19 protein-coding genes are annotated in these 23595 nt (G+C 38.0%); 11 read left to right on the top strand and 8 right to left on the bottom strand.

The genetic code is table 11. From position 1 onward, the window contains the following. Positions 1-75: 75 nt before the first annotated feature. The 4 genes from KBP50_RS16340 to KBP50_RS16325 all read right to left on the bottom strand — a co-directional run bounded on the left by KBP50_RS16340 (position 76) and on the right by KBP50_RS16325 (position 6670). On the bottom strand, positions 76-3219 hold the full coding sequence (locus tag KBP50_RS16340; RefSeq protein WP_050351505.1) for an ATP-binding response regulator: 3144 nt from the start codon (positions 3217-3219) through the stop codon (positions 76-78). A gap of 506 nt (positions 3220-3725) precedes the next feature. Beyond that, positions 3726-4835, bottom strand: coding sequence for a bifunctional diaminohydroxyphosphoribosylaminopyrimidine deaminase/5-amino-6-(5-phosphoribosylamino)uracil reductase RibD (ribD, locus tag KBP50_RS16335; RefSeq protein WP_050351504.1), 1110 nt, complete (start codon positions 4833-4835; stop codon positions 3726-3728). Continuing rightward, positions 4832-5587: a GTP cyclohydrolase II gene (locus KBP50_RS16330; protein WP_050351503.1), complete on the bottom strand. Its 756-nt coding sequence runs from the start codon at positions 5585-5587 to the stop codon at positions 4832-4834. Before KBP50_RS16330 ends, ribD begins: the two co-directional genes overlap by 4 nt. 510 nt (positions 5588-6097) lie before the next feature. Then, positions 6098-6670 carry a TetR/AcrR family transcriptional regulator gene (locus KBP50_RS16325; RefSeq protein ID WP_232231168.1) on the bottom strand — a complete coding sequence of 191 codons (573 nt, stop codon included), beginning with the start codon at positions 6668-6670 and terminating at the stop codon, positions 6098-6100. Between the two features lie 199 nt (positions 6671-6869). On the opposite strand from KBP50_RS16325, the gene KBP50_RS16320 reads away from it, so the two are divergent. The 3 genes from KBP50_RS16320 (at position 6870) to KBP50_RS16310 (ending at position 11707) form a co-directional block, all read left to right on the top strand. Further along, positions 6870-7751, top strand: a complete 882-nt coding sequence (locus tag KBP50_RS16320) for an ABC transporter ATP-binding protein (RefSeq protein ID WP_050351501.1) — start codon at positions 6870-6872, stop codon at positions 7749-7751. Positions 7752-7764: 13 nt separating this feature from the next. Next, positions 7765-9369, top strand: a complete 1605-nt coding sequence (locus KBP50_RS16315) for an ABC transporter permease (protein ID WP_050351500.1) — start codon at positions 7765-7767, stop codon at positions 9367-9369. 583 nt (positions 9370-9952) lie between these two features. After that, positions 9953-11707 (top strand): ABC transporter ATP-binding protein, encoded by a 1755-nt coding sequence (locus KBP50_RS16310; RefSeq protein WP_050351499.1) that lies wholly within the window; start codon positions 9953-9955, stop codon positions 11705-11707. A 191-nt stretch (positions 11708-11898) separates the two neighbouring features. On the opposite strand, the gene KBP50_RS16305 is transcribed toward KBP50_RS16310, so the two are convergent. Continuing rightward, entirely contained in the window at positions 11899-12066 is a 168-nt protein-coding gene (locus KBP50_RS16305) for a hypothetical protein (RefSeq protein ID WP_156875340.1), read from the bottom strand. A 336-nt stretch (positions 12067-12402) separates the two neighbouring features. On the opposite strand from KBP50_RS16305, the gene brnQ reads away from it, so the two are divergent. Then, positions 12403-13764 carry a branched-chain amino acid transport system II carrier protein gene (brnQ, locus tag KBP50_RS16300; RefSeq protein WP_050351498.1) on the top strand — a complete coding sequence of 454 codons (1362 nt, stop codon included), beginning with the start codon at positions 12403-12405 and terminating at the stop codon, positions 13762-13764. Positions 13765-14053: 289 nt separating this feature from the next. Here the strand turns inward: brnQ and KBP50_RS16295 are convergent, their stop codons facing one another. After that, positions 14054-14710 (bottom strand): GntR family transcriptional regulator, encoded by a 657-nt coding sequence (locus tag KBP50_RS16295; RefSeq protein ID WP_050351497.1) that lies wholly within the window; start codon positions 14708-14710, stop codon positions 14054-14056. A 115-nt stretch (positions 14711-14825) separates the two neighbouring features. Here KBP50_RS16295 and KBP50_RS16290 point away from each other — a divergent pair, with 115 nt between their 5' ends. Beyond that, the gene (locus tag KBP50_RS16290; protein ID WP_050351496.1) at positions 14826-15578 is read left to right on the top strand and encodes an EcsC family protein; all 753 of its coding nucleotides are present in this window, start codon (positions 14826-14828) and stop codon (positions 15576-15578) included. 68 nt (positions 15579-15646) lie between these two features. After that, on the top strand, positions 15647-15868 hold the full coding sequence (locus tag KBP50_RS16285; RefSeq protein ID WP_050351495.1) for a hypothetical protein: 222 nt from the start codon (positions 15647-15649) through the stop codon (positions 15866-15868). Positions 15869-16738: 870 nt separating this feature from the next. On the opposite strand, the gene KBP50_RS16280 is transcribed toward KBP50_RS16285, so the two are convergent. Then, positions 16739-17230: a nucleoside 2-deoxyribosyltransferase gene (locus KBP50_RS16280; RefSeq protein WP_050351494.1), complete on the bottom strand. Its 492-nt coding sequence runs from the start codon at positions 17228-17230 to the stop codon at positions 16739-16741. Between the two features lie 424 nt (positions 17231-17654). Between KBP50_RS16280 and yfkAB the strand changes: the two genes are divergently transcribed. From yfkAB to KBP50_RS16260, 4 genes are all read left to right on the top strand, one after another. Then, complete coding sequence (gene yfkAB / locus KBP50_RS16275; RefSeq protein ID WP_050351493.1) at positions 17655-18788, top strand: radical SAM/CxCxxxxC motif protein YfkAB; 1134 nt, start codon at positions 17655-17657, stop codon at positions 18786-18788. A gap of 105 nt (positions 18789-18893) precedes the next feature. After that, complete coding sequence (locus tag KBP50_RS16270; RefSeq protein WP_156875341.1) at positions 18894-19058, top strand: NUDIX hydrolase; 165 nt, start codon at positions 18894-18896, stop codon at positions 19056-19058. Positions 19059-19131: 73 nt separating this feature from the next. Beyond that, positions 19132-19290 (top strand): NUDIX hydrolase, encoded by a 159-nt coding sequence (locus tag KBP50_RS16265; RefSeq protein ID WP_156875342.1) that lies wholly within the window; start codon positions 19132-19134, stop codon positions 19288-19290. Positions 19291-19991: 701 nt separating this feature from the next. Then, the gene (locus KBP50_RS16260; protein WP_050351492.1) at positions 19992-21107 is read left to right on the top strand and encodes a mechanosensitive ion channel family protein; all 1116 of its coding nucleotides are present in this window, start codon (positions 19992-19994) and stop codon (positions 21105-21107) included. A gap of 83 nt (positions 21108-21190) precedes the next feature. Here KBP50_RS16260 and KBP50_RS16255 read toward each other — a convergent pair whose 3' ends face one another. After that, positions 21191-21943 carry a DUF3891 family protein gene (locus tag KBP50_RS16255; RefSeq protein WP_050351491.1) on the bottom strand — a complete coding sequence of 251 codons (753 nt, stop codon included), beginning with the start codon at positions 21941-21943 and terminating at the stop codon, positions 21191-21193. Positions 21944-22605: 662 nt separating this feature from the next. Between KBP50_RS16255 and KBP50_RS16250 the strand changes: the two genes are divergently transcribed. Next, entirely contained in the window at positions 22606-23559 is a 954-nt protein-coding gene (locus tag KBP50_RS16250) for a calcium/sodium antiporter (RefSeq protein WP_050351490.1), read from the top strand. The last annotated feature ends 36 nt before the right edge of the window (positions 23560-23595 follow it).

Below are 23595 nucleotides of genomic sequence, written 5' to 3'. Positions count from 1 at the left end.
CTAAATGCCCGATTCGTTCATCTTACAATCAGTGAGGGACGAATGAAATCCCCCACTGATGGAAGATTCACTTTATCATGCATTACTGTCCTCAGGTTCATGGTGCACTTTTTTCATTATCATAAACGATATCTTTGTTCCTTTTCCGACTGTACTATCGATATGCAATCCCTCGTTGAAGAAGCGTTTTAAACGTAAGTCTGTATTGACGATCCCAACTCCTGACTTGCTTGCGGATTGTTTTGACAATATGTGCTGTAAAGTTTCTTCATCTATTCCAACGCCATCGTCTTCTACAGATATTTCTGCATGCGTTGCATAGTCCTCAACACGAATAATGATTTTACCACCTTGAACCCGATTCATAATACCATGTCGAATAGAATTTTCAACTAAAGGTTGGATAGAAAGAAACGGGACTTTCAGTTCATCACATATCTCTGTATCTATTTCCCATACAACCTGCAGGCGATCTGTAAATCTTACTTGTTCGATATAGAGATAAGAACGGACCATATTCAATTCTTCTTCCAGAGGAATTAATTCATTCATGTTTTTAAATTTAAACTTATTTCTTAGAAAATAACTAAATTCATTCAGTAACTCCTGCATTTTTTCTAGGTCGATGACACTTAAGCTCGCAATTGCATTTAATGTATTAAATAAAAAATGTGGCTGAATTTGTGCCTGTAACCAAGCAGTTTCTAATTGCAATTGCTCCTGAACCGCTTGTTTGATGGTAGTTAAGGCCTCAATTCTTGACCTGATCTCCATCGCTTCAACTGGCTTTGTTACATAGTCATTTGCTCCAGCTAAAAAACCGCTACGAATATCATAGCTCTCACTTCTCGCTGTAAGTAATAAAATAGGCAGTTCTGTTAAGGAAAATTGTTTTCGGATCGTCTCCGTGAGTTCATACCCGGACATCTGTGGCATCATCACATCGGAAATAACTAAGTCCCATTCTTTTTTGTTCAAAATAGTAAGTGCGTTATGTCCACTCGTTACCGTCGTAATATTATATTCCTCGGGACGAAGGATTGTTTTCATGACTTCCAAATTAACCGGATCATCATCTACAATTAATATGTTGGGTCGTTTAGCAGTTTTGTTAACTTTGATGCCATGTTCGTCTTGTAGTGACGTTTCCGTTTGTTCGGTATCGGTTAAGGTTATCGATCGGTTCCGCTGAATGGGTTCTTCATGTAGAGGCTGATCGTATAAATGGGAAGTTATCTCATTTTTATTTGCTAATTCTAAGGAAAAAGTAAATGTCGATCCTTCACCTTGAGTAGAAGCCACTTCTAATGTACCGCCGTGCAATTCTGCTAATTGTTTACTTATGCTAAGTCCTAAGCCAAACCCGCCTTCTATCATTGTTTCTTTCGCATTTGCTTGCTCATATGGTTGAAACAGTCGATGAAGCATATCTTTGTCCATGCCAATCCCTGTATCACTGATTGTGATAAACGCTTGATTATTTTGGACGAAAGCGTCTATCGTAACTTGCCCTTCATTTGTATATTTTACAGCATTATGAAGTAAATTAAAGACAATTTGAATGACGCGGTTTTCATCAGCAAATACTGGTGGAAATTCATTCGGTATTTGATTGACGATCGTAATTGGTTTTCCTTCTACAGTGAATTTTAGCATGTCAATGACTCCTGTAATAATAGAACCAATCGCAATAGATTTTTTCTGCAAACGAGGGCTTCCTTGCTGGAGACTCGTTACATCTAATAAATCATTTAGTATGAAGCTCATCCTGCGTCCAACAGATAAAATAGTTTCCAATTCCCGCACACTTCTTTGTTGTAGTGAAGCTTGCTCCCTTTCTAAGACTGCTTGTGACATATTCAAGATACCGTGCAACGGATTTTTAAATTCATGAGATGTGTTAGCTAAAAATTGATCCTTATGGTTATTCATTCGCTGTAACGTGGAGGCAAGCTCTTTCGTATCCGCATGCATGTTAAAATAATCTTTAAACCACACCGCAGCAAAACACCCTATGGCAATAAACAAATCAAACGGATAATGTGGCACCGAGACGCCGCTTTCTCTCCAAGTGATGGCCCATGTAAAATGGTGAATTAACGCCGTGAGAGAAAAGAGTAGTAACAAATTTACTCTTGGATATTTCATAAATTGCTTCCAAATCGCAATGATGGAGACGATGGTGGATGTTCCAACTAATAGGAAATAGACTGGAAAGATCATGATGATTTGCGTTACGTTTAAAAATAATGTTATTCCAGCAGTACCCAACACGATCATGAAGTACACAGGATAAATTCGCTTCCAATACCGAAGCGTTTGGTGATTTGTACATTGTAGCAAAGCAAAAAATGCAATTAGTAATAAGAAGTTTGCCAAGCGAAAATCCCATTTATGACCCATATAAACTAATTGGTGGAATAGCTTTTCGTCATTGCTTAATAGGCTTCCTCCCACTGCACTAAACAACAGAATCGAAAAGAATAGTAACTTCTTTTCTCTATTACCAAGAAAATACAATAAGAGAGCATAGAGTGCATGGACAAGAAACACAATGGTAGTTGCAACTTGCATTGTATAGGAAAATCTTATGTCTTTAATAATGGCATTTTCTGAACCGAATTTGACCGAGCGAACAATCCCACTACTACGACTATCCACAAAATTTGCTGCTTGTATCCAAATGTCAATGACCCCGTTTTTGTCAGCTGTAAAAGTGGTGGAGTAAGGCAAGTTTTTTGGACTGTATGCTTCTTTATTTTTTGCTACCTGCCCAGATCCGTCCAAAAGGCGCCCATTGACATATACACTGGACGCACTGCGTATACTTAATATCCGTATACTGTAATTTACTTCTTGGTCAGGGTCGACTAGAATTTGTAACCGATACGAACCAAAGCCGTATGGAGAATGTAAGATTTTGTTCCATTCACCAGGAACTTCAATAGATTCTGGAGATTTGGTTGTTTGTGGGGAGTTTGCCCCTGTTAATAGTGCTGATGGGTAAAAATCCCATTCGCCATCTAATAAGAGAACTTCATCATCGTTCACGCTCCAATCTCGCAAATCTATTTGTCCATTTTTAAAAGGTGGTTGCTCTTGTGATTGAAAAGATGTCATCCATAAAATTCGTGAACTTGACAATATAATTAAAAATAAAACGATGATAATAAAAAAATGCCTTTTTCTTGTGAGAAAAGGCGCTGATTTAGTAGTCAAAGCGTATTCTCCTTTTATAGACAGAAATCGAAAGATAAATGCGAGATAATAGTAAAAATTGGAAAATAACGGTGCTCTCATGTAGCGGATAGTGCTACAACTAGAAATAGGTCATGATGAAAACGGATATGACTTTACACCGTTCTATTAAAGTAGAGCAATCCAACATCTATTATAGCTGTAATTCCAAGATTATTCATCGGTTTATTTTTTATTACTCGTTTTTGATGGGAAGTAGAATGGAGTTTTTCTAACGTTTACGTTAAGTTCATTTAATTTCATTTCATAAATAAAGCAATGCTTTTATTGGTATCCATTATATCGCTTGTTGTTATATATAGGCTAAAAGGTGATAATGGATTGAAAAAGCGATGTTTTATCTTTTACTTTGATTCCGAGAACCCAGATATGGATATTATGCCAGGGAGATCTTCATTTGGACCCTGGCACACTATAGTAGGAAAGAGCGACGAGTATTTCTTCTCTGCCTGCTGCTGTAATGATGGCTATTGTTCAAGAGATGAATGTTTATACATAGGATACCCTGTCCATTTGATATCTTTCCCGATAGTTTCAATCGTAATGTCCGTAAGTTCAATTGCTTCTTCCATTGTTTTTGCTCCAGTACCCTCTAAAAATGTAGGGGCTTCTTTTCCACCGATGAGCTTTGGAGCCATGTATAAGATCAGCTTATCAATAAGTTGCTGCTCTAGGAAAGCAGCGTTTACTGCTCCTCCTGCTTCCAAGAGTAGTGAAGAAATCCCTTGCTCCCCTAAATATGCTACTACTTTTTGAGGGTTTACCATATGTGAGTTGGCTGTTACGATAATCCTTATCCCCAATGCTTCTAACGCTGTTCGTTTTTCTTCATCATGATTCGTCGTTGTGAAAATCCAAGTCTCTGCTTGCTGATCTTGAATCAGCTGATAATGAAGGGGAATTTTTAATGTTGAATCCATCACGATACGAAGCGGATTGCGTCCATTTGGAATACGTGCCGTAAGTGCCGGATTGTCCTTTAAAACCGTATTAATTCCCGTTAAAATCCCCATATGTTGATGACGTAATTGATGAACGTCTCTCCTTGCTTCTTTAGATGTAATCCATTTACTGTGAGCGGTATGTGTAGCTACTTTCCCATCCATCGTAATTCCTGTTTTTAATGTAATAAATGGTCTTTGATGTACAATAAATGTATGAAACACCTCATTCATTTTACGCGCCTTTTCTTCACAAATACCTACTTCTACATCAATGCCGGCATTTTTTAGAATTGCAACACCGTTACCAGAAACGATTGGATTCGGATCTAACGTGGCGATTACTACTTTTTCAATACCGGCATGAACGATCGCTTCTGCACAAGGACCTGTTCTACCGTAATGGGAGCAAGGCTCTAATGTGACGTATAAAGTTCCTCCACGAGCTTGTTCCCCTGCTATTCGTAATGCGTGAATCTCTGCATGCGGTTCTCCGGCTTGCAAATGTGTACCAATTCCGACAATACGGTTATGATTAACAATGACACACCCGACTAATGGATTTGGATCAGTTTGTCCTTTCATTGCACGAGCATGATTTAAAGCTATGTTCATATAAAAATCATGTGTAGTCATTGTAATAAAGCTCCTTCTGGCTGGAAATGTCCAGATTTGGTTACTTTCGTTTGCAAGTATTTACGGTTGTATTCGGAAACGTCTCCCCATAAAGGAGTTCGTCCATTTATAGAAATTCCAGCATCTTTAAAAGCGACTAGTTTTTCCGGATTGTTGGTAATGACTGTTACAGGTTTCTGGCGTAATTTCTTTAGTACATGAAGTGCGTTCTGATAATTTCTAGAATCGTTTACGAAACCTAACCTTTCATTTGCTTCGACAGTATCATAACCATTTTCTTGAAGGATGTAGGCCATTGCCTTACTAAATAACCCAATCCCTCTACCTTCGTGATTCGCTAAATAAAATAGAGCGCCTGAGCCGTTCTCTTTAATGCGTTCCATTGCTTCTCGCAATTGAAAACCGCAATCGCATCGCTTGCTGCCAAAAATATCACCTGTATGACAAATGGAGTGCATCCTTACAAGGGCATGATCTGCAGTGGCAAAATCGCCATAAACTAAAACACTGGATTGCTGATATTCTGCTAAGTTTGCGGAAGACAACTTTGCAATAATTGCTTCATAATCTTCTGTAACTTCTTCATAGTTCCACCAACAATACCAGTGGAACAAGGTTGTTTTCCCGCCTAAGTTAACAGGTAGCTGAATGGGACCAACTAAATATATGGAATCATATTCAGTGTCAATCCGTTGTATTTTATCTTGCAAAATAGACAAAACTTGAGGATCTAACTTTATTTGTTGCTCCATTTTGTAATCTCCCTTCATATGTTCTAAGTATAATGAAAAAAATAAGGAGCATCAATCGTTCGGTTTATTTTAAAAGATGGGAAGTATAAAATGAGGTGCTTGTGGGTAGCGAAATAACCGACTAGTCACGTCCGGCTCATGAGCCCAGCAACGATGCAACTTTAGAAATGCCCCTACGATAAGTCCTATCGGTTCGTCGCAAAGTAATGATAAGTGAGGGAATTTACGCTTCATCGCTGGAAGGATTGAACATAAGAATGGGGATTTATAGAAGATGGTCATCGTCGTTTAGGATTTGTACATGTTCACGTACTATTCATGTTCAAGCTGGAAAGTGGCTAAAGCCTGATAAGTCACTGATCGAAACGGGCGGGGCGTTCGCCAAACTGAAAAAATGGCTCATCGAAGCGAGAAAGTCGTACAGTACCACTCACAACCTTTGTAAGCGTAATACTCATACACGCGCTGAAAATTTCACATAAAAAGCAGGAGAGCAACCCACATACTTGGTTATTGCTCTTCTGCTTTTCCACTATCGCCAGCAATGCCATAAAATACAAGCTTGGTAAAGTCTTCTGTGATAGGAAAAATATGCTGATATATTTCTTCTCGTTGAAATGCCTCCTGAAAAATTTGCAAATACATAAATATTGCTTCGTTGGATATTTGGGGATCAATATAGCCTAGTTTTTTTCCTTCTTCAAAGAAACCCATCATCATCGGAACTGCTTTTTTAGCGTATACTTCCTGAATATAGCTAGCTTTACTGGTGTATTTTTCCATAAGTGTTTGGTAAAAGTTTTCGTTTATTTGTTTTGCTGTTTCGCTCTTAATAAAAATAATCGCTTTAATTTTCTCGGGGAAGGTTTGATTACTATTTATTAACTGTTCAAAATTTGCTAGCTCGCGGTCAATATAATATTTAATAACTTCATCGATAAGGTTGTCTTTGCTAACAAAATAATTATAAATGGTAACTTGAGAAACATTTGCTTCGGTAGCAATTTCTTTCATGGATACTTTTTGTACGCCATAATCCATAAATAGATCCAGTGCTGCTTGTAAAATTTGCGTCTTTTTCATTTCACGTCTTCTTTGAAAACCATCCAATGTATTTCACCTCAACCCTAGTTTAATAAAAAATATGTAGTAAAACAATTAAAATATTTCAAATCATATTGCGTAAAGATGGTAAATTATATAATATGAAATATATAGATTAAAATATTTCATAATTAAATAGTTGTATTACTGTGGGAGCCTTTAAAGAGGAGGATGAAAAATGACCGTATTACAAACGAAAGACTTAACAAAGCGGTTTGGGAAATTTACAGCATTAAATCAAGTAAGTATCGAGGTAAATGAAGGAGAGGTATTTGGCTTTATCGGACCAAATGGGGCTGGAAAATCAACGACAATTCGCGTTCTTTTAGGGATTTTAAAAGCGACTAGTGGGGATGTACGGATTTTTGGAAAGGATGCCTGGCAGGATGCGGTTGCAATCCATCAGCGAACAGCTTATGTGCCAGGGGATGTTCATCTTTGGCCGAATTTAACTGGCGGTGAAGTAATTGATTTGTTTATTCAATTACGTGGCGGTATCAACAATCATCGCAAAGAGGAGCTTATACAGCGTTTTGAATTAGATCCTACGAAGAAATGCCGTACCTATTCAAAGGGAAATCGGCAGAAAGTTGCTTTAATTGCTGCGTTTTCCTTAGAGGCAGACTTATATATATTAGATGAACCCACATCTGGACTTGATCCGTTAATGGAGAAAGTATTTCAAACTTGTGTAATGGAAGCGAAAGAAGCAGGAAAAAGTGTCCTATTATCGAGCCATATATTATCTGAAGTGGAGAAGCTATGTGATCGAGTTGGGATTATTAGGCAGGGTGAAATAATAGAAACAGGTTCTCTCCGTGATATGCGCCACTTAACGAGGACGAATTTAGTAGTGGAAACGAAAGAACCGATCAGCAAGCTAGATGAGCAAAAAGGAGTCCATGAGATAAAAAGGGACGGAGCGGAAGTCTCATTCCAGGTGGATACAGAAAATTTGGATCAAATTATTCGCTATGTAAGCACGTTTGGAGTTGTCAAGTTGGAAAGCGCTCCGCCTACTTTAGAAGACTTGTTTATGCGCCATTATGAAGGGCAATGAAAGGAGTGACAACATGACTGGTTTATTATTTAAAAACACGGGAAGGCTGTTGCGCTTTCTTGCTAGACAAAATCGATTACGAATGTCAGTTTGGATCGTATTTGTTGTTGCTATAACGTTGGTTATTGCTGTATCTTTTACGGATTTATATGATAACAAGGCGGAGAGACAGGCAATTGCCGAGACCATGCACAATCCAGCTTTGACGGCGATGGTTGGAAAAGGATATGGATTAAATGATTATACATTTGGGGCAATGATGGCTCACCAAATGCTTTTATTTACAGCAATCGTCGTAGCTATTATGAGTATATTATTAGTGACGCGCCATACACGAGCAGAAGAAGAGGACGGACGAATGGAGCTAATGAGATCGTTGCCTACAGGTCGCTTATCTAATCTTATGGCTGTAATGAACCTAGCTTTTTTTACGAATCTACTACTAGCCTTACTCACAGGTATAGGACTGTTTGCGCTTGGTATTGAGAGTATGGATTTAGAAGGTTCGCTATTATATGGAGCTTCGCTTGGTGCAATTGGATATTTTTTTGCTGCTGTGACAGCAGTATTTGCTCAATTATCTGAAAGTTCGCGAGGGGCTAACGGATTAGCATTTTTAGCTTTAGGTATTGCCTACATGATTCGTGCTATGGGCGATGTTAGCAATGAAGCACTGTCTTGGTTTTCTCCTTTAGGTTGGATTTTAGGTGGAGAAGTGTATGTAACGAATTATTGGTGGCCGATGCTGTTAACTTTTTTGGTATCACTCCTGATTTGGCTGCTTGCTTTCTACTTAAATCATATGAGGGATATGGGGGCTGGCTTTCTGACGTCAAGACCTGGTAAAAAGCGGGCATCCAAATTTTTAACTACACCTGTAGGTTTACTTTTTCGCATCCAGCGCACGACAATCATCGCATGGGCAATCGGTTTGCTTGTTCTTGGCGCATCCTATGGATCGGTACTAGGTGATTTAGAATCTTTTTTTGCTGATGTGGATATCATGCAAGATATGTTAACGCCTGTTGCAGGATATACGTTAACCGAACAATTTATTGCTATGCTTATGAGTATTATGGCAATGTTCAGTACGATTCCTGTATTAATGGCAATGTTAAAGGTTGTTGGTGAGGAGAAAAAACATCGTATTGAGCATTTTTTTAGTCGTGCTGTATCTCGTCACAGGTTGTTAGGGAGTACGCTAGTTATTGCATTTATCGTAGCTTTCGTTATGCTATCTCTTACTGCAATTGGTTTATGGAGTGCTGGAACAGCAGTTATAGAAGGTGGACTGGAGTTTACTGTCGTGTATAAAGCAGCACTTGTATATGTACCTGCAGTATGGGTCATGCTTGGGATTACGATCACATTGATCGGAGTTTCTGGTAAATTTACAAATTGGATTTGGGGTTATTTGATCTATTCATTTATCGTTGTCTATTTAGGAAATCTAATCCGATTTCCAGAATGGATGATAAAACTGTCTCCATACGGGCACATACCACAATTACCAATTGAAGACATGAACTGGGACGTAGCTTTGATTCTAACTGCGATTGCTGTCGGCTTTACATGGATTGGATTTATCGGGTATAGAAATCGTGATATGGAAGGGTAGTAATGCATAAGCAACCCCCTTTTGGATAGAGGCCACTGTAAATCTAAATTTTTCAGTGGTCTTAGTAAAATTTTCAGGGAGAAGACGATGTAATATTGAAAGCTACCTTCGTTTTAAGTTCGCGCGTCGAAGTAAGGAAGTTGTGCATCAAAGTATAAAAGGTGCTCGTCCAAGTAAGGGAGTCGTGCGCCAAACCATAAAGGTCGTGCCTTATCTTTTTTTTCCACTGTAGTTGACATTGGGACTTGCTATTACAAACCAAACAAAGCTTGGAGCCAATTATTCACATATTCCGTGAAAAACAAGAGTATATTAGCTGCCGAACTAATCATAAAACAGCTTACAATTTTTTAATGCATACGTAAGAAAAATTACTATTGCTTATGACGTTAAGTCATAGGATATACTATCAATGGGATAGCTTAAAAGCATACAATTAATTGGTTTCCTCGTATTCAAAAATGTACTTGTACAGTAGGTCACAGGTAAATAAGCCGATAATAAGTGCAGTTTATATCCACCATTTTTCTTTTCCTTTATAATGAATAGAAAGAGGCAACTAAGTTGGAGGTAGTGTTATTTTATGGAAAATAATAAACACAGTTTTAAACCTTTTATATCATTAATTCGATCGACCAATATACCGAAGTGGGCGCTTATTATTGGGCTGGTAGGAAGTGTTATTACAACTATCGTTGGTCTGAGCATCCCATTGCTGACGAGAGAACTCGTTGATGGCTTTTCAATAGCCTCTTTAAGCTGGACGCTAGTAGCTGTGATCGGCATTGTATTTATTTTGCAAGCCCTAATTGATGGTGTCTCTACATACTTATTAGCTTCAGTTGGGCAAAAAATCGTTGCGCGGCTACGTGAGCGAATGTGGTTAAAGCTTATTCGTTTGCCAGTTAGCTATTTTGATCAGACGAGTAGTGGCGAATCAGTCAGTCGTGTTGTCAACGATACTGGGATTGTAAAAGACCTTATTTCACAGCATTTTCCACAATTTATCAGTGGGATTATTTCTATTATCGGCGCCGTAACGATATTGCTGATTATGGATTGGAAAATGACGCTCATGATGCTTATTTCCGTGCCTGTAACTATCATCTTAATGGTTCCACTTGGGAGGAAAATGGCTTCCATTTCGCGTAGTTTGCAGGATGAAACGGCAACTTTTACAGGTGGCATTCAACAAACATTAAGTGAAATTCGACTCATGAAAGCTTCAACTGCAGAATCATATGAAGCTAAAAAAGGCACGAAAGGGGTAGGAAAGCTTCTTGCACTTGGCTTAAAAGAATCAAAAATCTTCGCTTTAATCGGTCCAATTATGTATTTCATCGTTATGGCGGTAGTCGTGGTAATTATCGGTTACGGGGGGATTCGCGTAGCGAATGGAACGATGTCAACAGGTTCATTAGTCGCATTTCTGCTCTATCTTTTTCAAATTGTCATGCCGATTACGTCGTTTGCTATGTTTTTTACCCAATTGCAAAAAGCAAAAGGAGCAACAGAAAGAATTATTTCTATCCTGCATTTGCCTGAAGAAGCTGGACAGAAGGGTATTCGTAAGCAAATTTCAGAGCAGCCAATTTATGTGCAGCATGTTTCCTTTGCTTATGAGGAGAACGAACAGGTATTAGAAGACATATCGTTTACCGCTAAACCAGGTGAAATGATTGCCTTTGCTGGACCTAGTGGCGGGGGGAAAACGACTTTATTTGGTTTGTTGGAAAGGTTTTATCAACCTACGTCCGGAGATATTTTAATTGGTGATCAATCGATTCAAGCAATTTCACTTAAAGATTGGCGCAGGCAAATAGGCTATGTTTCTCAAGAGAGTGCAATGATGGCAGGGACCATTCGTGAAAATTTGACCTACGGATTAGCGGAGGTTGATGATATTTCAGATGATCAGCTATGGGCGGTTGCAAAAATGGCGTATGCTGCTGAGTTTATTGCTGAATTTCCTGATCAATTAGATACGAAAGTAGGAGAAAGAGGGATTAAATTATCTGGTGGGCAACGACAGCGGATTAATATTGCTCGAGCTTTTTTAAGAGATCCGCGAATTTTGATGATGGATGAGGCGACTGCAAGCTTAGACAGTCAATCAGAAAAAATAGTACAACAAGCCTTAACAAAATTAATGCATGGAAGAACAACCTTTGTCATCGCGCATCGATTAGCAACTATTGTGCACGCAGATAAAATTATTTTTATTGAAAATGGTAAAGTAACAGGCATAGGAAAACATGAAGAGTTACTTGAGCAGCATGCTTTATATCGTGAATTTGCCGAACAGCAACTGACCAATGGTGGAGGTAATGAGCAATGATTGCTTCGGGACTGCCGTACTGAGTAACATAATGGATTTGATACGTATGAAAAATGGCTAGGACAAAAGTATAGTAGTCTAAGAAGGATCCGAACTTTAGAATTTGAATTAGTTCGGATTTTTTCTATTTAAATGTACATATATGATGCAATCATTCGCCATTGAAGCTGACCATTTAGTTGTCCCCAGCCTCATTCCGTATTTGTTTCCATTTTCCTTCCGACAAAGGAAAGAATTCCTCCAGTTATAACAATCATCCAAACAGTTAAACTGCGATTTTCAATAGAGTAAATCGATAGGAAAGCGATAATTGCTACAGTAATTACAGTTATAATCTTAATGATATGTTTGCTGTTCATAAAAGAGCCCCCGTTCGTTGAACTTCATATATTAAATTATAGCAAAAATAGAATGTTACTTCCAACAGTGTCAAAGTATTCTACTGGTTTGGAGAAACTACACGTCTCCTTACTTTTTACCAACAGAGGATAATGAAAAATCCCAATAAGTGAAGTGAATAATTACTAAAGTGTGACAATTATATTATTTTATGTCGAAATGTTGAAATAATTTAAGTAATATATTGCATGTTTGTCGAAAAAATAGTATGATGTATGTCATCAGCGATATATTGCATATCCTTTTGCACTATTTTAATATCTTTACTATTCTAACATCGGGAGCGAACATCATATATGAATAATAAAAAATTATCTTTTTCTACCTATCTAGCAATAGGCGTTATGTTATTTGCACTATTTTTCGGAGCGGGTAATTTAATTTTTCCTGCACAACTAGGTCAACTTGCTGGGGAAAATGTCTGGCAAGCGGTAATCGGCTTCTTAATTACAGGTGTGGGGCTTCCTTTATTAGGTATCTTAGCTATGAGTTTCTCTGGAAGTGAAAGCTTGCAAGATTTAGCTGGCAGAGTTCATCCGGTTTATGGTGTTCTGTTTACATCTTTATTGTATTTAACCATTGGACCGTTTTTTGCAGCACCGCGGACAGCAACTGTCGCCTTTGATGTCGGATTTTCTTCTTTTATGACTGAAGAATTCTTACAAATCGGACTATTTGTATTTTCCTTTTTATTCTTTGTGATAACCATGCTGTTTTCACTTTACCCGGCAAAAATTGTCGACTATGTTGGTAAACTGTTAGCACCAGGAATTGTTATTCTCCTTCTCATTTTGTTAACGATGGTCTTTGTCAATCCAATGGGAAATCCTCAAGTACCTCAGGGAAACTATTTGAATGGACCGTTTTTAAAGGGATTCTTAGAAGGATATAACACGATGGACGCGCTCGCATCACTAGTGTTTGGGATTATTGTTATTAAGGCTATACGCTCCTTTGGTGTTACGTCAAAAACAGAAATTATACGAACAACAGCTAAAGCCGGATCTGTAGCGATTGCTTTACTTGCTGCTATTTATATCGGGATTGCTTACTTAGGGGCAACAAGTACCGGTGTTTATGGTATTTTTGAAACGGGAGGTCCCGTCTTAAGCAGTGCTGCAACGCATTATTTTGGAACATTTGGAATGGTATTATTGGCCATCGTTATTACGTTAGCTTGTTTAACGACGAGTATCGGTTTAACGACAGCTTGCTCGGAATACTTTCATTCTTTGTATCCAAAGGTAAGCTATCGGAAATTTGTTTTCCTGTTTACAATTGTTACGTTTACGATTGCGAACTTCGGATTAACGAACATTATTACGTATTCCATTCCAGTTTTAATGCTGTTGTATCCACTTGCGATCGTATTAATGTTACTGGCATTTTTGTCACCATTATTTAATCACGGGAGAGCAGTTTATATTTCTGTAACTTTAGTGACGTTATGCATTAGTTTGGTTGATGGGTTGAAATCGTTATGTGATTCATTAGGAATAGCATATTTTCCATGGTTAAAGCCAATTATTTCTTTTTATGAATCGGTGTTGCCACTTTATAATCAAGGGCTCGGATGGCTAATTCCAGCATTGATCGTCTTGATTATTTCAGTAACTGTATTGCGACTACAAAAAGCTTCTACAGTACATGCTTCTTAAATGAGATACGCCAAAAAAAGGATCTGCTTGAAAAGCGCGAGCGGATCCTTTTTAGTGCTTCTTCAAGCTTGCATATTGGGGTTGAATAAAATAGTTACCTGCATAAGGGGTGATAAAAAACGTGGTGGTCAAATTCCTGAAGTTCGAATCAAAGTACATTAAATGGCTATTTGCACCTGAGGGGTTGGCGTGAGCCAAGTTTTTCTATTGTTGCGTTAAAGCTGGGGGTCTACAGTTGACTACGCCTTTGTCAGGTATAGATAAGTTATGTCGAGTTTCACGTCCATAGTTATTGCAAAGATTCAATTTCATCAATTGTTCGCAACCAGTTTTCTTTCATGACATGTGATAATGTGACTGTTTCCCCTTCCTTCATTAGCTCAATAATTTGTGCGTGTTCTTCAATGGATTTTTCTGTTAAGATAATGGAATTATGAAAAAATAATCGTCTAACATGCGCTTGCAAATGTGCAACGATTCGATGAATATAAGGGTTGTTTGCAGTATCGACAATGATTTGATGGAATTCTTCATCAATTTTTAATGCTGCATAGTAATTTTCAGAATGAATCGCTTTTGCAAATCTGTCGTTTGTTTTCTCGAGTAATGTCAGGACGTCACTGGTTAAATTTTCAATCGCTAATTCAGCAGATAAGGCTTGTAAAGCTGCTAAAGGTGGTAGCAGATCTTTCATGGATTCTTTTTCCACTTCGGTTACCTGTGTCGCTTTGCCAGGAAACATTTGCACAAATCCTTCTGTTTCCAATAATTGTAACGACTCTCTAACTGGAGTTCTGCTAATTCCCAATGCTTGGGCTAGCTCCGAATCATTCAGTTTTTCCCCTGGCTGCAATGTACCATCTATAATCCATTGTTGAATTTGATTATATGCGCTTTCTTTTGCTGATTGTCGAACAGGTTTGGAATGATTTGCAGGTATTGGCATCTCTGTTCCCCCTTTATCGAATAAATATATTGTATAATAAATAGTATACAATAAAATAAGGAACCATGGAAATATACAATATATTAGTGTTGTTTTATTTGAAGGAGGCGGTTAAATGGATTCCTATGAACAAGCGGTGCAGCATGAACTATTACGGTGGAGAAAGAAGATGTATCAAAAACCTAACTTATTTAACCAAGTCTCTAAAAAAGCACAAGCGAAAATAAATAGTTGGATTCCTGCAAAAGCACAACGCTTCATTACAGATAGTATTAAAAATATGGTAAAAGCCATTTTAGCAGGGTCTCAGCTGACAACAAAACAGTCTATGATTCGAGAGAAGAGCTTATATAAGCAGGATGAACTAGTGAAAGAAAAATTAGTAACATATCGGAAGACAGCTACCATTGAAGGAGCAGGTACTGGTGCAGGGGGAATACTTCTTGGTTTAGCTGATTTTCCATTACTATTATCTATAAAGGTTAAATTTTTATTCGAAGCTGCGGCTATTTATGGTTTTGATACAAAAGAGTACGAAGAGCGATTGTTTATATTACATGTCTTCCAGCTTGCTTTTTCGAATGATGAGACGCGAAGGCAAACCATGAATACCATCGAAAATTGGGAACAGGAAAAGCAAACGCTGGTAGAAATGGACTGGCATGTTTTTCAACAAGCATACCGTGATTATATAGACTTGGTTAAATTGTTGCAAATGGTTCCTGGATTTGGTGCGGTGGTTGGGGCTTATGCCAACTACAATTTACTAGATCAATTGGGAGAGACAGCGATGAACGCGTACAGGTTAAGATTGTTGAAGATACCAGGTGATGAAACTGAAACTATTAAAAAGGAGAACAACAATTAATAACCTTAACAAAAGGGAATTGGTATGTCTCCATTTCTTTTACTGCATCTTAGGAGGCTGTTTTAGATGTGGAACAGCATGGAATGACGGGACACTATCGAACATCGAAATTACGACAACCATGCTTTATAATATGTGCTGTGGTGCCCGCTATGCTGTTGGCTACACCTGCAAGGGGAATTCCAGACGCATTGCCAACCGAATTATTGGAGAAAAGACTTGATGAAATCCTTTATTTACGCAGGTTAAGCATAACAGAAGAATATGATGTCGGAAGAGTTAGACCGTGATTATGTCGTGTTGCTGCTTCAATATGCCATCGTCGTGGTGTTTAGCCGCAAATCATTTCAAATTTGACATTGTTATATAGTAGATACAGCTAATATTATAAACCGGATTGAGAGAGGAAAAATAAATCTAACAAAGAAATGCTCTTTAAACTAGCTAAAGTTTGAAAGCAAATATAACAAAAAGAGGCTGGGACATAACTAAAACAGTTGATTAGAAAAACGAACAATAAATCGCCTATTGTGTATACGCAAATTTTAGCGTAGTCAAAATATGTAGACTCCTGCGGGAACAGCGCGAGCTGAAGATCCCGCAGGAAAGCGATTTTTGCTTTCCGAGGAAGCTGAGGAGACCTGTGGAAAGCGAAGTATTTTGACATAGCGGTGATAGAAATTTTTTTAATACAAATAAGCCGAACAATGATAAATTGATTGTTCGGCTTTAGCTATATAGTATTTGCTTTTATCCCAGCCTCTTTCCTGTTTCACTGTTACAGTAGGCTATCATCAAGCAGTAATACCACTTCCCCAGAGTACTTATAAGACAGTATTTACCACCTACTGCAACATTGAATTTATCCCGGATATAAGGTGCTGTAAGACTCCCACTCCAGGAGTTGGATAATCTGTACTGCAACAAGTCTTAATGGGAGATAACAGCACCTAAATGCCCTACTTCGTAAGAGACCTTTAGGTCATACCATTACGGTATTAACAATCCGTGGGGATGCAGGACAACCCCCACGGATTTGAAGATCACTTTATATCATTCAGCATTTCAGCTACTTTCTGCATCAATACTGTTAGTATCAGCCTCTTAGTATTTTGTAACCAATTTTTCTATTGGCTCAGACTCTCCATTAAAGCCGACTATTAAATATAGCCGCCCTTATATTGAATCTTTGGCATGTTTAAAAAGTTATACTCAGTAACATAATCAGTACTAGTCAGGTAAGCTTGACAGCTCTCTGACAGCATCAGATTGACAATGCCTCCTTTTTCATGGACTAAGATCACTGGCTTTCTGCTAGCTACAGCATAACCAATCTCCATAGCTGTTCCTGAATCAACGTGTCCATGCCTTTCACCATGCAAGAAAGTTTCTCCATCATAATCAATTACAGCAACAACATGAGTAGCCCAATCAATATTTTTTATATCATTTTGATAAACGGCATTAGCCCACTGGGAAGAGCCAAAAGGAAGAGAGTCAAGTTGCTCCTTTCTAGGAGAAAAATAAGCTTCGACAAAAGGATTAGCCTCTAATGCCTGCTCAACTCTTTTTACTCTCTCAACCTGCTCATCATTGAAAAATGGAGAGGCTAGGTATACCCTTGCTTTTGTAATCTCTGTCGTTGAATTCATCTATAATCAACCTCCTGTGTTAACTTAAAAAGAAAGGAGAGTTTTTCATGTGAAAAAATCCTCACTTATCATGTTTTTTAGTATTGCTTTATAGAGAGTTTAAGTACAATAATTAATTTAGCGCATCTTAAGTATGCTGTAAAGCATTAATTTTAAAAAATATCTTGTCCTCAATATAATGAAAGTCAACCTCATGTAGTACAGATGCACCAATTACAGTTTCAATTCAATAGGAAATTGTCTTTGGAGTCATCTCAATCAATGAAAATTCCAGTCTAGTTATCATCTTTTCAAATCGGTAACAACCTTGATAGAGAGATTCTCTACTTATATATTAATTAAAGTTACATAGCTTTTTGCGTTGACATAAGCCCTAACCTTTATTCATACTTATGATGGGAGTTATAAGATAGGAGTAGTTAAAATGAGTAAACAGTATAAAATCATTACCAAAAGTAAGCCTACACCTCAAAATGATCCTTGGGAGGCTTATTTAGATGTGGAACAGCATGGAAGGATGACATTATCAAACATTGAATTTACAACTACAACGCTTTGTAACATGCGCTGTGCCCACTGTGCTGTTGGTTACACACTGCAAGGGAAAGACCCAGATGCATTGCCCATCGAATTATTGGAGAAAAGACTTGATGAAATTCCTCATTTGCGTACGTTAAGCATAACAGGCGGTGAGCCCATGATGTCGAAAAAATCCGTCCGTGATTATGTTGTACCGCTACTTCGTTATGCACATCACCGAGGTGTGAAAACGCAAATTAATTCAAATTTGACATTGCCATATAACAGATACGAGGAGATTATCCCATATTTAGATGTGTTACATATTTCCCATAACTGGGGAACAGCGGAGGAATTTGCGGAGACGGGTTTTGCGAGAATGGAGCGCAAGCCTTCATTCGAAAACCGAAAAAAATATTTTACGAGGATGGTAGAAAATGCGCAGCGTTTGTCCAATGAAGGTGTCATGGTATCAGCTGAAACCATGTTGAACCGGCGTACATATCCGTATTTGGAAAGCATTCATGATCACGTCTTAGAGATGGGATGTGCTAGACATGAGATTCACCCGATGTATCCTGTTGATTTTGCTAGTAATCTAGAAACATTATCTTTGGAAGAAATCCGTACAGGAATAGAACGATTACTCGATCATCGTAATTCTGAAGTGTGGATGTTATTTGGTACATTGCCATTCTATCCCTGCAGTTCATCGCAAGCTGATTTGGAATTACAGAAGCGATTATTTAAGGAAAAAAATGTTTCAGTAAGGAATGATCCGGATGGACGCTCTCGTTTAAATGTCAATATATTCTCAGGTGATATTATTGTAACGGATTTCGGTGATGAACCGAAGCTCGGCAATATTCAAACGTCTTCTTTGCCTAAGGCTTATGAGCGATGGATGGAGACAGAAACAGCGAAATCACTTAATTGTCATTGTCCTGCGGTGAAATGTCTCGGACCAAATGTATTAGTGAAAAATACGTATTACAAAGATATTGACTTTCAACAGCGAAAAGCAGTGATTGATCGATAAAATAAGCGTTTCATTAGTTGGGGTATTTCTTCCCCGTCTATCGATCAACTTGAGCACGTTGAAGAGGGGTCTTAAGCTCCTTATATGATGTCACTTTAGGAGGGGTTGGGTGGAATTATTGGGATTTCTATGACCGGAATCGAAAGCAACTGCATGAGCTACATTCCTAACGGGAAGTATTATTTAGTTGTTCACGTTTGGATTCAAAATGAGCGAGGAGAACTGCTGCTTTCCAAACTGCATCCAGATAAGCCATATGGGGATTATTGAGGATCTGTTATTGCTGGAGAAGATAGTCTACAAGATGCTTGCAGGGAAGTAGCTGAGGAATTGGGATTGCAATTTGAATAGAGAGAAGGGAAAGCTCCTTCAGCGAGAGGTTAGGGAGGTTTATCACCATGACACCTGGCTATTCCCTGCCAATGTTACTGTAGAAGAACTGGTCCTGCAACCAGAAGAGGTTGTTGATGCGAAATGGGTAACGGAGGAAGCTTATCGATAAATGGTGGAACAGCAGCAAATTGTCCCAACTCTCGCTGATTTTTTCTCTTTGGTGGATGAATGAAAAAGTCAAACTGGGGGGTTTTTTCATCTCCGCTGTTAAAGTAGAGCAAAGCTAGGAACGCAGGAGTTCTTGATAAAGTGGAATACTTTTACAGCGTACGAGATACTGCTGCTGAGATTTTTCCTTTCTTTGAAAAAGAGAAACGACTTTTTCTACATGTTATGCCTCAGCGATCAACATCCTACCTTATGCAAACGAATCGTATATTTAGGTGCTATTGCCTCCCTTTAACTCTTGAAGGATAAGGAAAGACTACAAAATCGGAAAAACAGATAACTAAAAACCAATCATGCAGGGAAGGATTAATTTAAATCGTTGAAAACGTATTTTTATAAAGATCCACTTCTTCAGTCATCTTAACTCTTGAAGTGGGATACTTACGGCACCACGCATACAGACTGAATAAATCCGGGGATTCACAATTTACAAACGTTACTCATAAGAGTAGCGTTTTTTAGCGTGAGAATTTCTTTATATAAACATCTAGGTGCTTCGCAACAAACCACCTAGAAAAGAGCATATGGATCGATTGTTTTTATATTTCTGCTCCCTGGTTTTATATAATATATGTCTAATTAGCCGTGGTTACTTATATACATAGTAGAGCAGACATTATATTGTGGAGGTAATGTTGTATTATGCTGTGGGATTTTCTGCAGACGTATCAGAAAATAATTTACGTTAGTTTATCGATTTTTATTTTTATTGCTTTTTTCCTTTCGCGCAAGTTGGTGACGCGTTATTTGTTTGCATTGTTATTAAAGGTTAGTAATCATACATGGAACGGATTTTTTGTTCAGCTACGTGCTTCCTTTGAGCGGTCTATTCAGGGGCTATTTGTCATTTTAGGTGTCTATTTAGCTGTGGTGGTCTTTCCATATTTTCAACATACCAATACGTTTTTCCTTCAAGTGATTCGCTCTGCAATTATTTTTATGGTTGGTTGGGGGTTATTTCATTTAGCTTCTTCGTCCTCGCTCTTATTTGCAAAGCTTAATGAAAGGTTTCAGTTTAATATCGATTCGATTCTGATTCCTTTTTTATCAAAAGCAGTCAGGATGGTCATCGTCGCAATCAGCTTTAGTATTATTGCGCAAGAATTTGGTTATGATGTGAATGGATTTGTTGCCGGGCTTGGTATCGGTGGGCTGGCTTTTGCATTGGCTGCTAAGGATGCATTAGCGAACTTTTTTGGTGGTATCATTATTATTACGGAAAAGCCATTCACGATTGGGGACTGGATTTTAACTCCGAGTGTAGAAGGAACGGTAGAGGATATTTCTTTTCGCAGTACAAAAATACGTACGTTTGCACAAGCTCTCGTTACAGTACCGAATGCAACATTGGCCAATGAATCGATAACCAATTGGAGTAAAATGACCAAGCGGCAGATTACGTTTAATTTACGACTAACCTATGATACACCACGTGACAGAATAGAAAGGGTCGTTTCTCAAATTAAACAGAAGCTTCAAGCAAATAATGCGATCCATCCGGATACGATTTTTGTCCATTTTGATCAATATCAGGAAAATGGCTTAGATATCTTCTTATACTTCTTTACGAACACAACGGATTGGGGAGCATATCTGCAGATAAGGGAAGAAGTGAACTTGATGATTCTTGAGATTTTAGAAACAGAACAAGTGACCATTGCTTTGCCAACTCAAAAATTATTTGTAGCGAATGATGCTGATAGTTTTGCACAGCAGAAAGAGGAGAAGCTTAGAGAAACAGACTTCCAAAGTGAATAAAATGGCTGGGTAGGTGCATAGCTAAGATTACTATAAGAGAAAGGGGAACATGGGGAATGGGAAAATTCCCCAACAAGGGTGATTTATATAAAAGAAATGGTTGTTTCTTGTACCGGAGCTTGCTTATATGCTGGGATTAAACCTTGTTCGATGATGGCTCTTCTCGCTACCCATTTATAAGCATAAGTGAAGGTTGCTGGTTCAGTAAACGGAAACTCTGACAATGCAATAGTCTGTTTATCTCTCCAAGTTACTGCCAATTTATCGCTTGTAAAATTCCTCAATTCAGCAGATAAAGGAATGCCATGTGCAAAGAAGGGGTGTTTATTTTCCCCTGGTTCATTGAGGCAAATAAACAATGATAGGTTATCACAAAGCTGTAGCAAACTGCTATGTACAGCAAAAATATCGGCATCAAAATGCTCCAAATAATGAATAATCCGTTGCTGTCGGTTTTTTTCTTGAACAACAAATTGTTGACTATATGAAGAGGCGTCTTTTTCCAGAAAACGAGTGTAGTGTACACTGCATAATAAACCTGCGTATACATCAACTGCTTCTACTGTTTCAATTCCAGCTGTATATAATACCGTCTTGGCTGGATTCGGAAAATCTGTGAAGCTATAGGGGACTTGCGATTGGTCATTCCAAAACGGCTCTTGGTCAAAGGGTTTCCAGCCAACATCATGTTGATCAATAGCATAAATGGTGGAAGAATGAAACGGAGAGTTCGGAAAATGGGCTTCGTTCCAATGCTTGATCATACTTCCGGATAATCGGGCATGTTGATCCTGTTCAATAAAAATAAAACCATCTTGGTGCTCGCGAATAATCAATGGAAGCTCCTCCTTTTTAAATGTAATCAATAGTAATTGACGCCATTTATTGCTCTTTCTATCTGTTACGTATGTATTCCTTATTTGAGTAATGCAAAACATGTGACTATAAAAAATGACGTTACTTCACCAAGTGAACGATCCCAATTGGATGAACATGGCATTTGATTTTGCTACATGGTTCTTTTACAATATCCATTTTACCTATATCTTTACCTTCTGATGTACATGAAGTAATGTTATTTTTTTCATGTTTTCCCAAAGGTAGAAAAATATGATAAACAATTTCCTGTCAGTGTTTTCCTCACAAACTTCTCATACCATATTCTTACATAGAAATGCGAAAAAAATAAATCTTTTTTGTAACTTTTTTGCTTTCCATACGTTAAAATGTATGGTAGCTATTTTAAGATGGGAAAAATAAGGGTAAGAACAAGTATATGCGATTGCTACAATAATAGAAATAGATCTTGCAAAAGCATAGCGGGCATTTTATCCAAACATGTATCTCTTTGACTAAACAAGCCTGTCAATGTTTACACATGTTTTCGCCATTCGAAGCCCTTCTTAGATGCTGAGCTCGAATGATTTCTATTGTGTCATTGCTCTCTTTTCACTCGATGGGAAAACAAACTAACTTACAGAAAAGGAAGAAAACGTTCATGGCGTATATATTATTGATTATTGGATTTGGGTTATTAATAAAAGGTGCCGATTTTTTTGTGGATGGGTCATCGAATATTGCCAGATTGCTAAGAATCCCACCTATACTAATTGGTTTAACTATTGTCGCTTTTGGTACAAGCTCACCAGAGGCAACGGTTAGTATTATTGCCGCAATACAGGGGAACGCTGATGTTTCCATGGGAAATGTGATTGGAAGTAACATTTTTAATTTAACGCTTGTAGTTGGAATAGCCACCATATTATTTCCAATTAAGGTAGAAAATGAAACAATCCGTAAAGAAATCCCGTTTACATTGCTGGCAAGTGTCGCGCTGTTAATATTAATCAGTGATACGGTATTGCAAGGGTTTGATTTAAATACGATATCCAGAAGTGATGGGCTTATCCTTTTGCTGTTTCTGTCTGTATTTATGTACTATGTCATTGAAGTGGCGTTAAAAAGTCGTGAGAACTCAAAAGAAGCAGATGTCGTACAAGACGTCAAATGGGGAAAAAATATTCTCATTACTCTTCTTGGACTTGCTGGTATTATTATCGGTGGGCAAATGGTTGTAGAAAATGGTAAGGAAATCGCTTATTCATGGGGGATGAGTGAAGCACTGGTCGGTTTGACAATTATTGCGATTGGAACATCGCTACCAGAGCTAGTTACATCGATTGCTGCTGCGCTAAAAAAGGAGAGCGAAATTGCATTAGGGAATATTGTTGGAAGTAATATTTTTAATATTTTATTTGTCCTTGGAGCTTCGGCAGTCATTACACCTCTTGAAGTAAATGGAAAAATTATCGTTGACATTATGATGATGATCGCTTTAACAGTATTACTGCTGATCTTTTCACGAACGAACTTTAGAATCGGAAAACGTGAGGGTCTCGTGTTAGTTCTCGGCTATATTGTTTATATGGTCTATATCATTATTAGAAATTAAACGCAAAAGAGCTGGATATTGGAGCTGCTTCAAAAC

This window comes from Virgibacillus pantothenticus (assembly GCF_018075365.1).
In the GTDB taxonomy this organism is placed as follows: Bacteria; Bacillota; Bacilli; order Bacillales; family Amphibacillaceae; genus Virgibacillus; species Virgibacillus pantothenticus.
The sequence above is the reverse complement of the archived record's forward strand: the minus strand, read 5'-3'. Positions and strand labels throughout refer to the sequence as shown.

Bases quoted from the DNA above. Each gene is read 5' to 3' on its own strand.
- ribD (WP_050351504.1), bottom strand. From the start codon at position 4,835: ATGACTACACATGATTTTTATATGAACATAGCTTTAAATCATGCTCGT.
- KBP50_RS16250 (WP_050351490.1), top strand. From the start codon at position 22,606: ATGGCGTATATATTATTGATTATTGGATTTGGGTTATTAATAAAAGGT.
- KBP50_RS16280 (WP_050351494.1), bottom strand. From the start codon at position 17,230: ATGAATTCAACGACAGAGATTACAAAAGCAAGGGTATACCTAGCCTCT.
- brnQ (WP_050351498.1), top strand. From the start codon at position 12,403: ATGAATAATAAAAAATTATCTTTTTCTACCTATCTAGCAATAGGCGTT.
- KBP50_RS16290 (WP_050351496.1), top strand. From the start codon at position 14,826: ATGGATTCCTATGAACAAGCGGTGCAGCATGAACTATTACGGTGGAGA.
- KBP50_RS16295 (WP_050351497.1), bottom strand. From the start codon at position 14,710: ATGCCAATACCTGCAAATCATTCCAAACCTGTTCGACAATCAGCAAAA.
- KBP50_RS16325 (WP_232231168.1), bottom strand. From the start codon at position 6,670: ATGAAAAAGACGCAAATTTTACAAGCAGCACTGGATCTATTTATGGAT.
- yfkAB (WP_050351493.1), top strand. From the start codon at position 17,655: ATGAGTAAACAGTATAAAATCATTACCAAAAGTAAGCCTACACCTCAA.
- KBP50_RS16320 (WP_050351501.1), top strand. From the start codon at position 6,870: ATGACCGTATTACAAACGAAAGACTTAACAAAGCGGTTTGGGAAATTT.
- KBP50_RS16330 (WP_050351503.1), bottom strand. From the start codon at position 5,587: ATGGAGCAACAAATAAAGTTAGATCCTCAAGTTTTGTCTATTTTGCAA.
- KBP50_RS16305 (WP_156875340.1), bottom strand. From the start codon at position 12,066: ATGAACAGCAAACATATCATTAAGATTATAACTGTAATTACTGTAGCA.
- KBP50_RS16315 (WP_050351500.1), top strand. From the start codon at position 7,765: ATGACTGGTTTATTATTTAAAAACACGGGAAGGCTGTTGCGCTTTCTT.
- KBP50_RS16310 (WP_050351499.1), top strand. From the start codon at position 9,953: ATGGAAAATAATAAACACAGTTTTAAACCTTTTATATCATTAATTCGA.
- KBP50_RS16260 (WP_050351492.1), top strand. From the start codon at position 19,992: ATGCTGTGGGATTTTCTGCAGACGTATCAGAAAATAATTTACGTTAGT.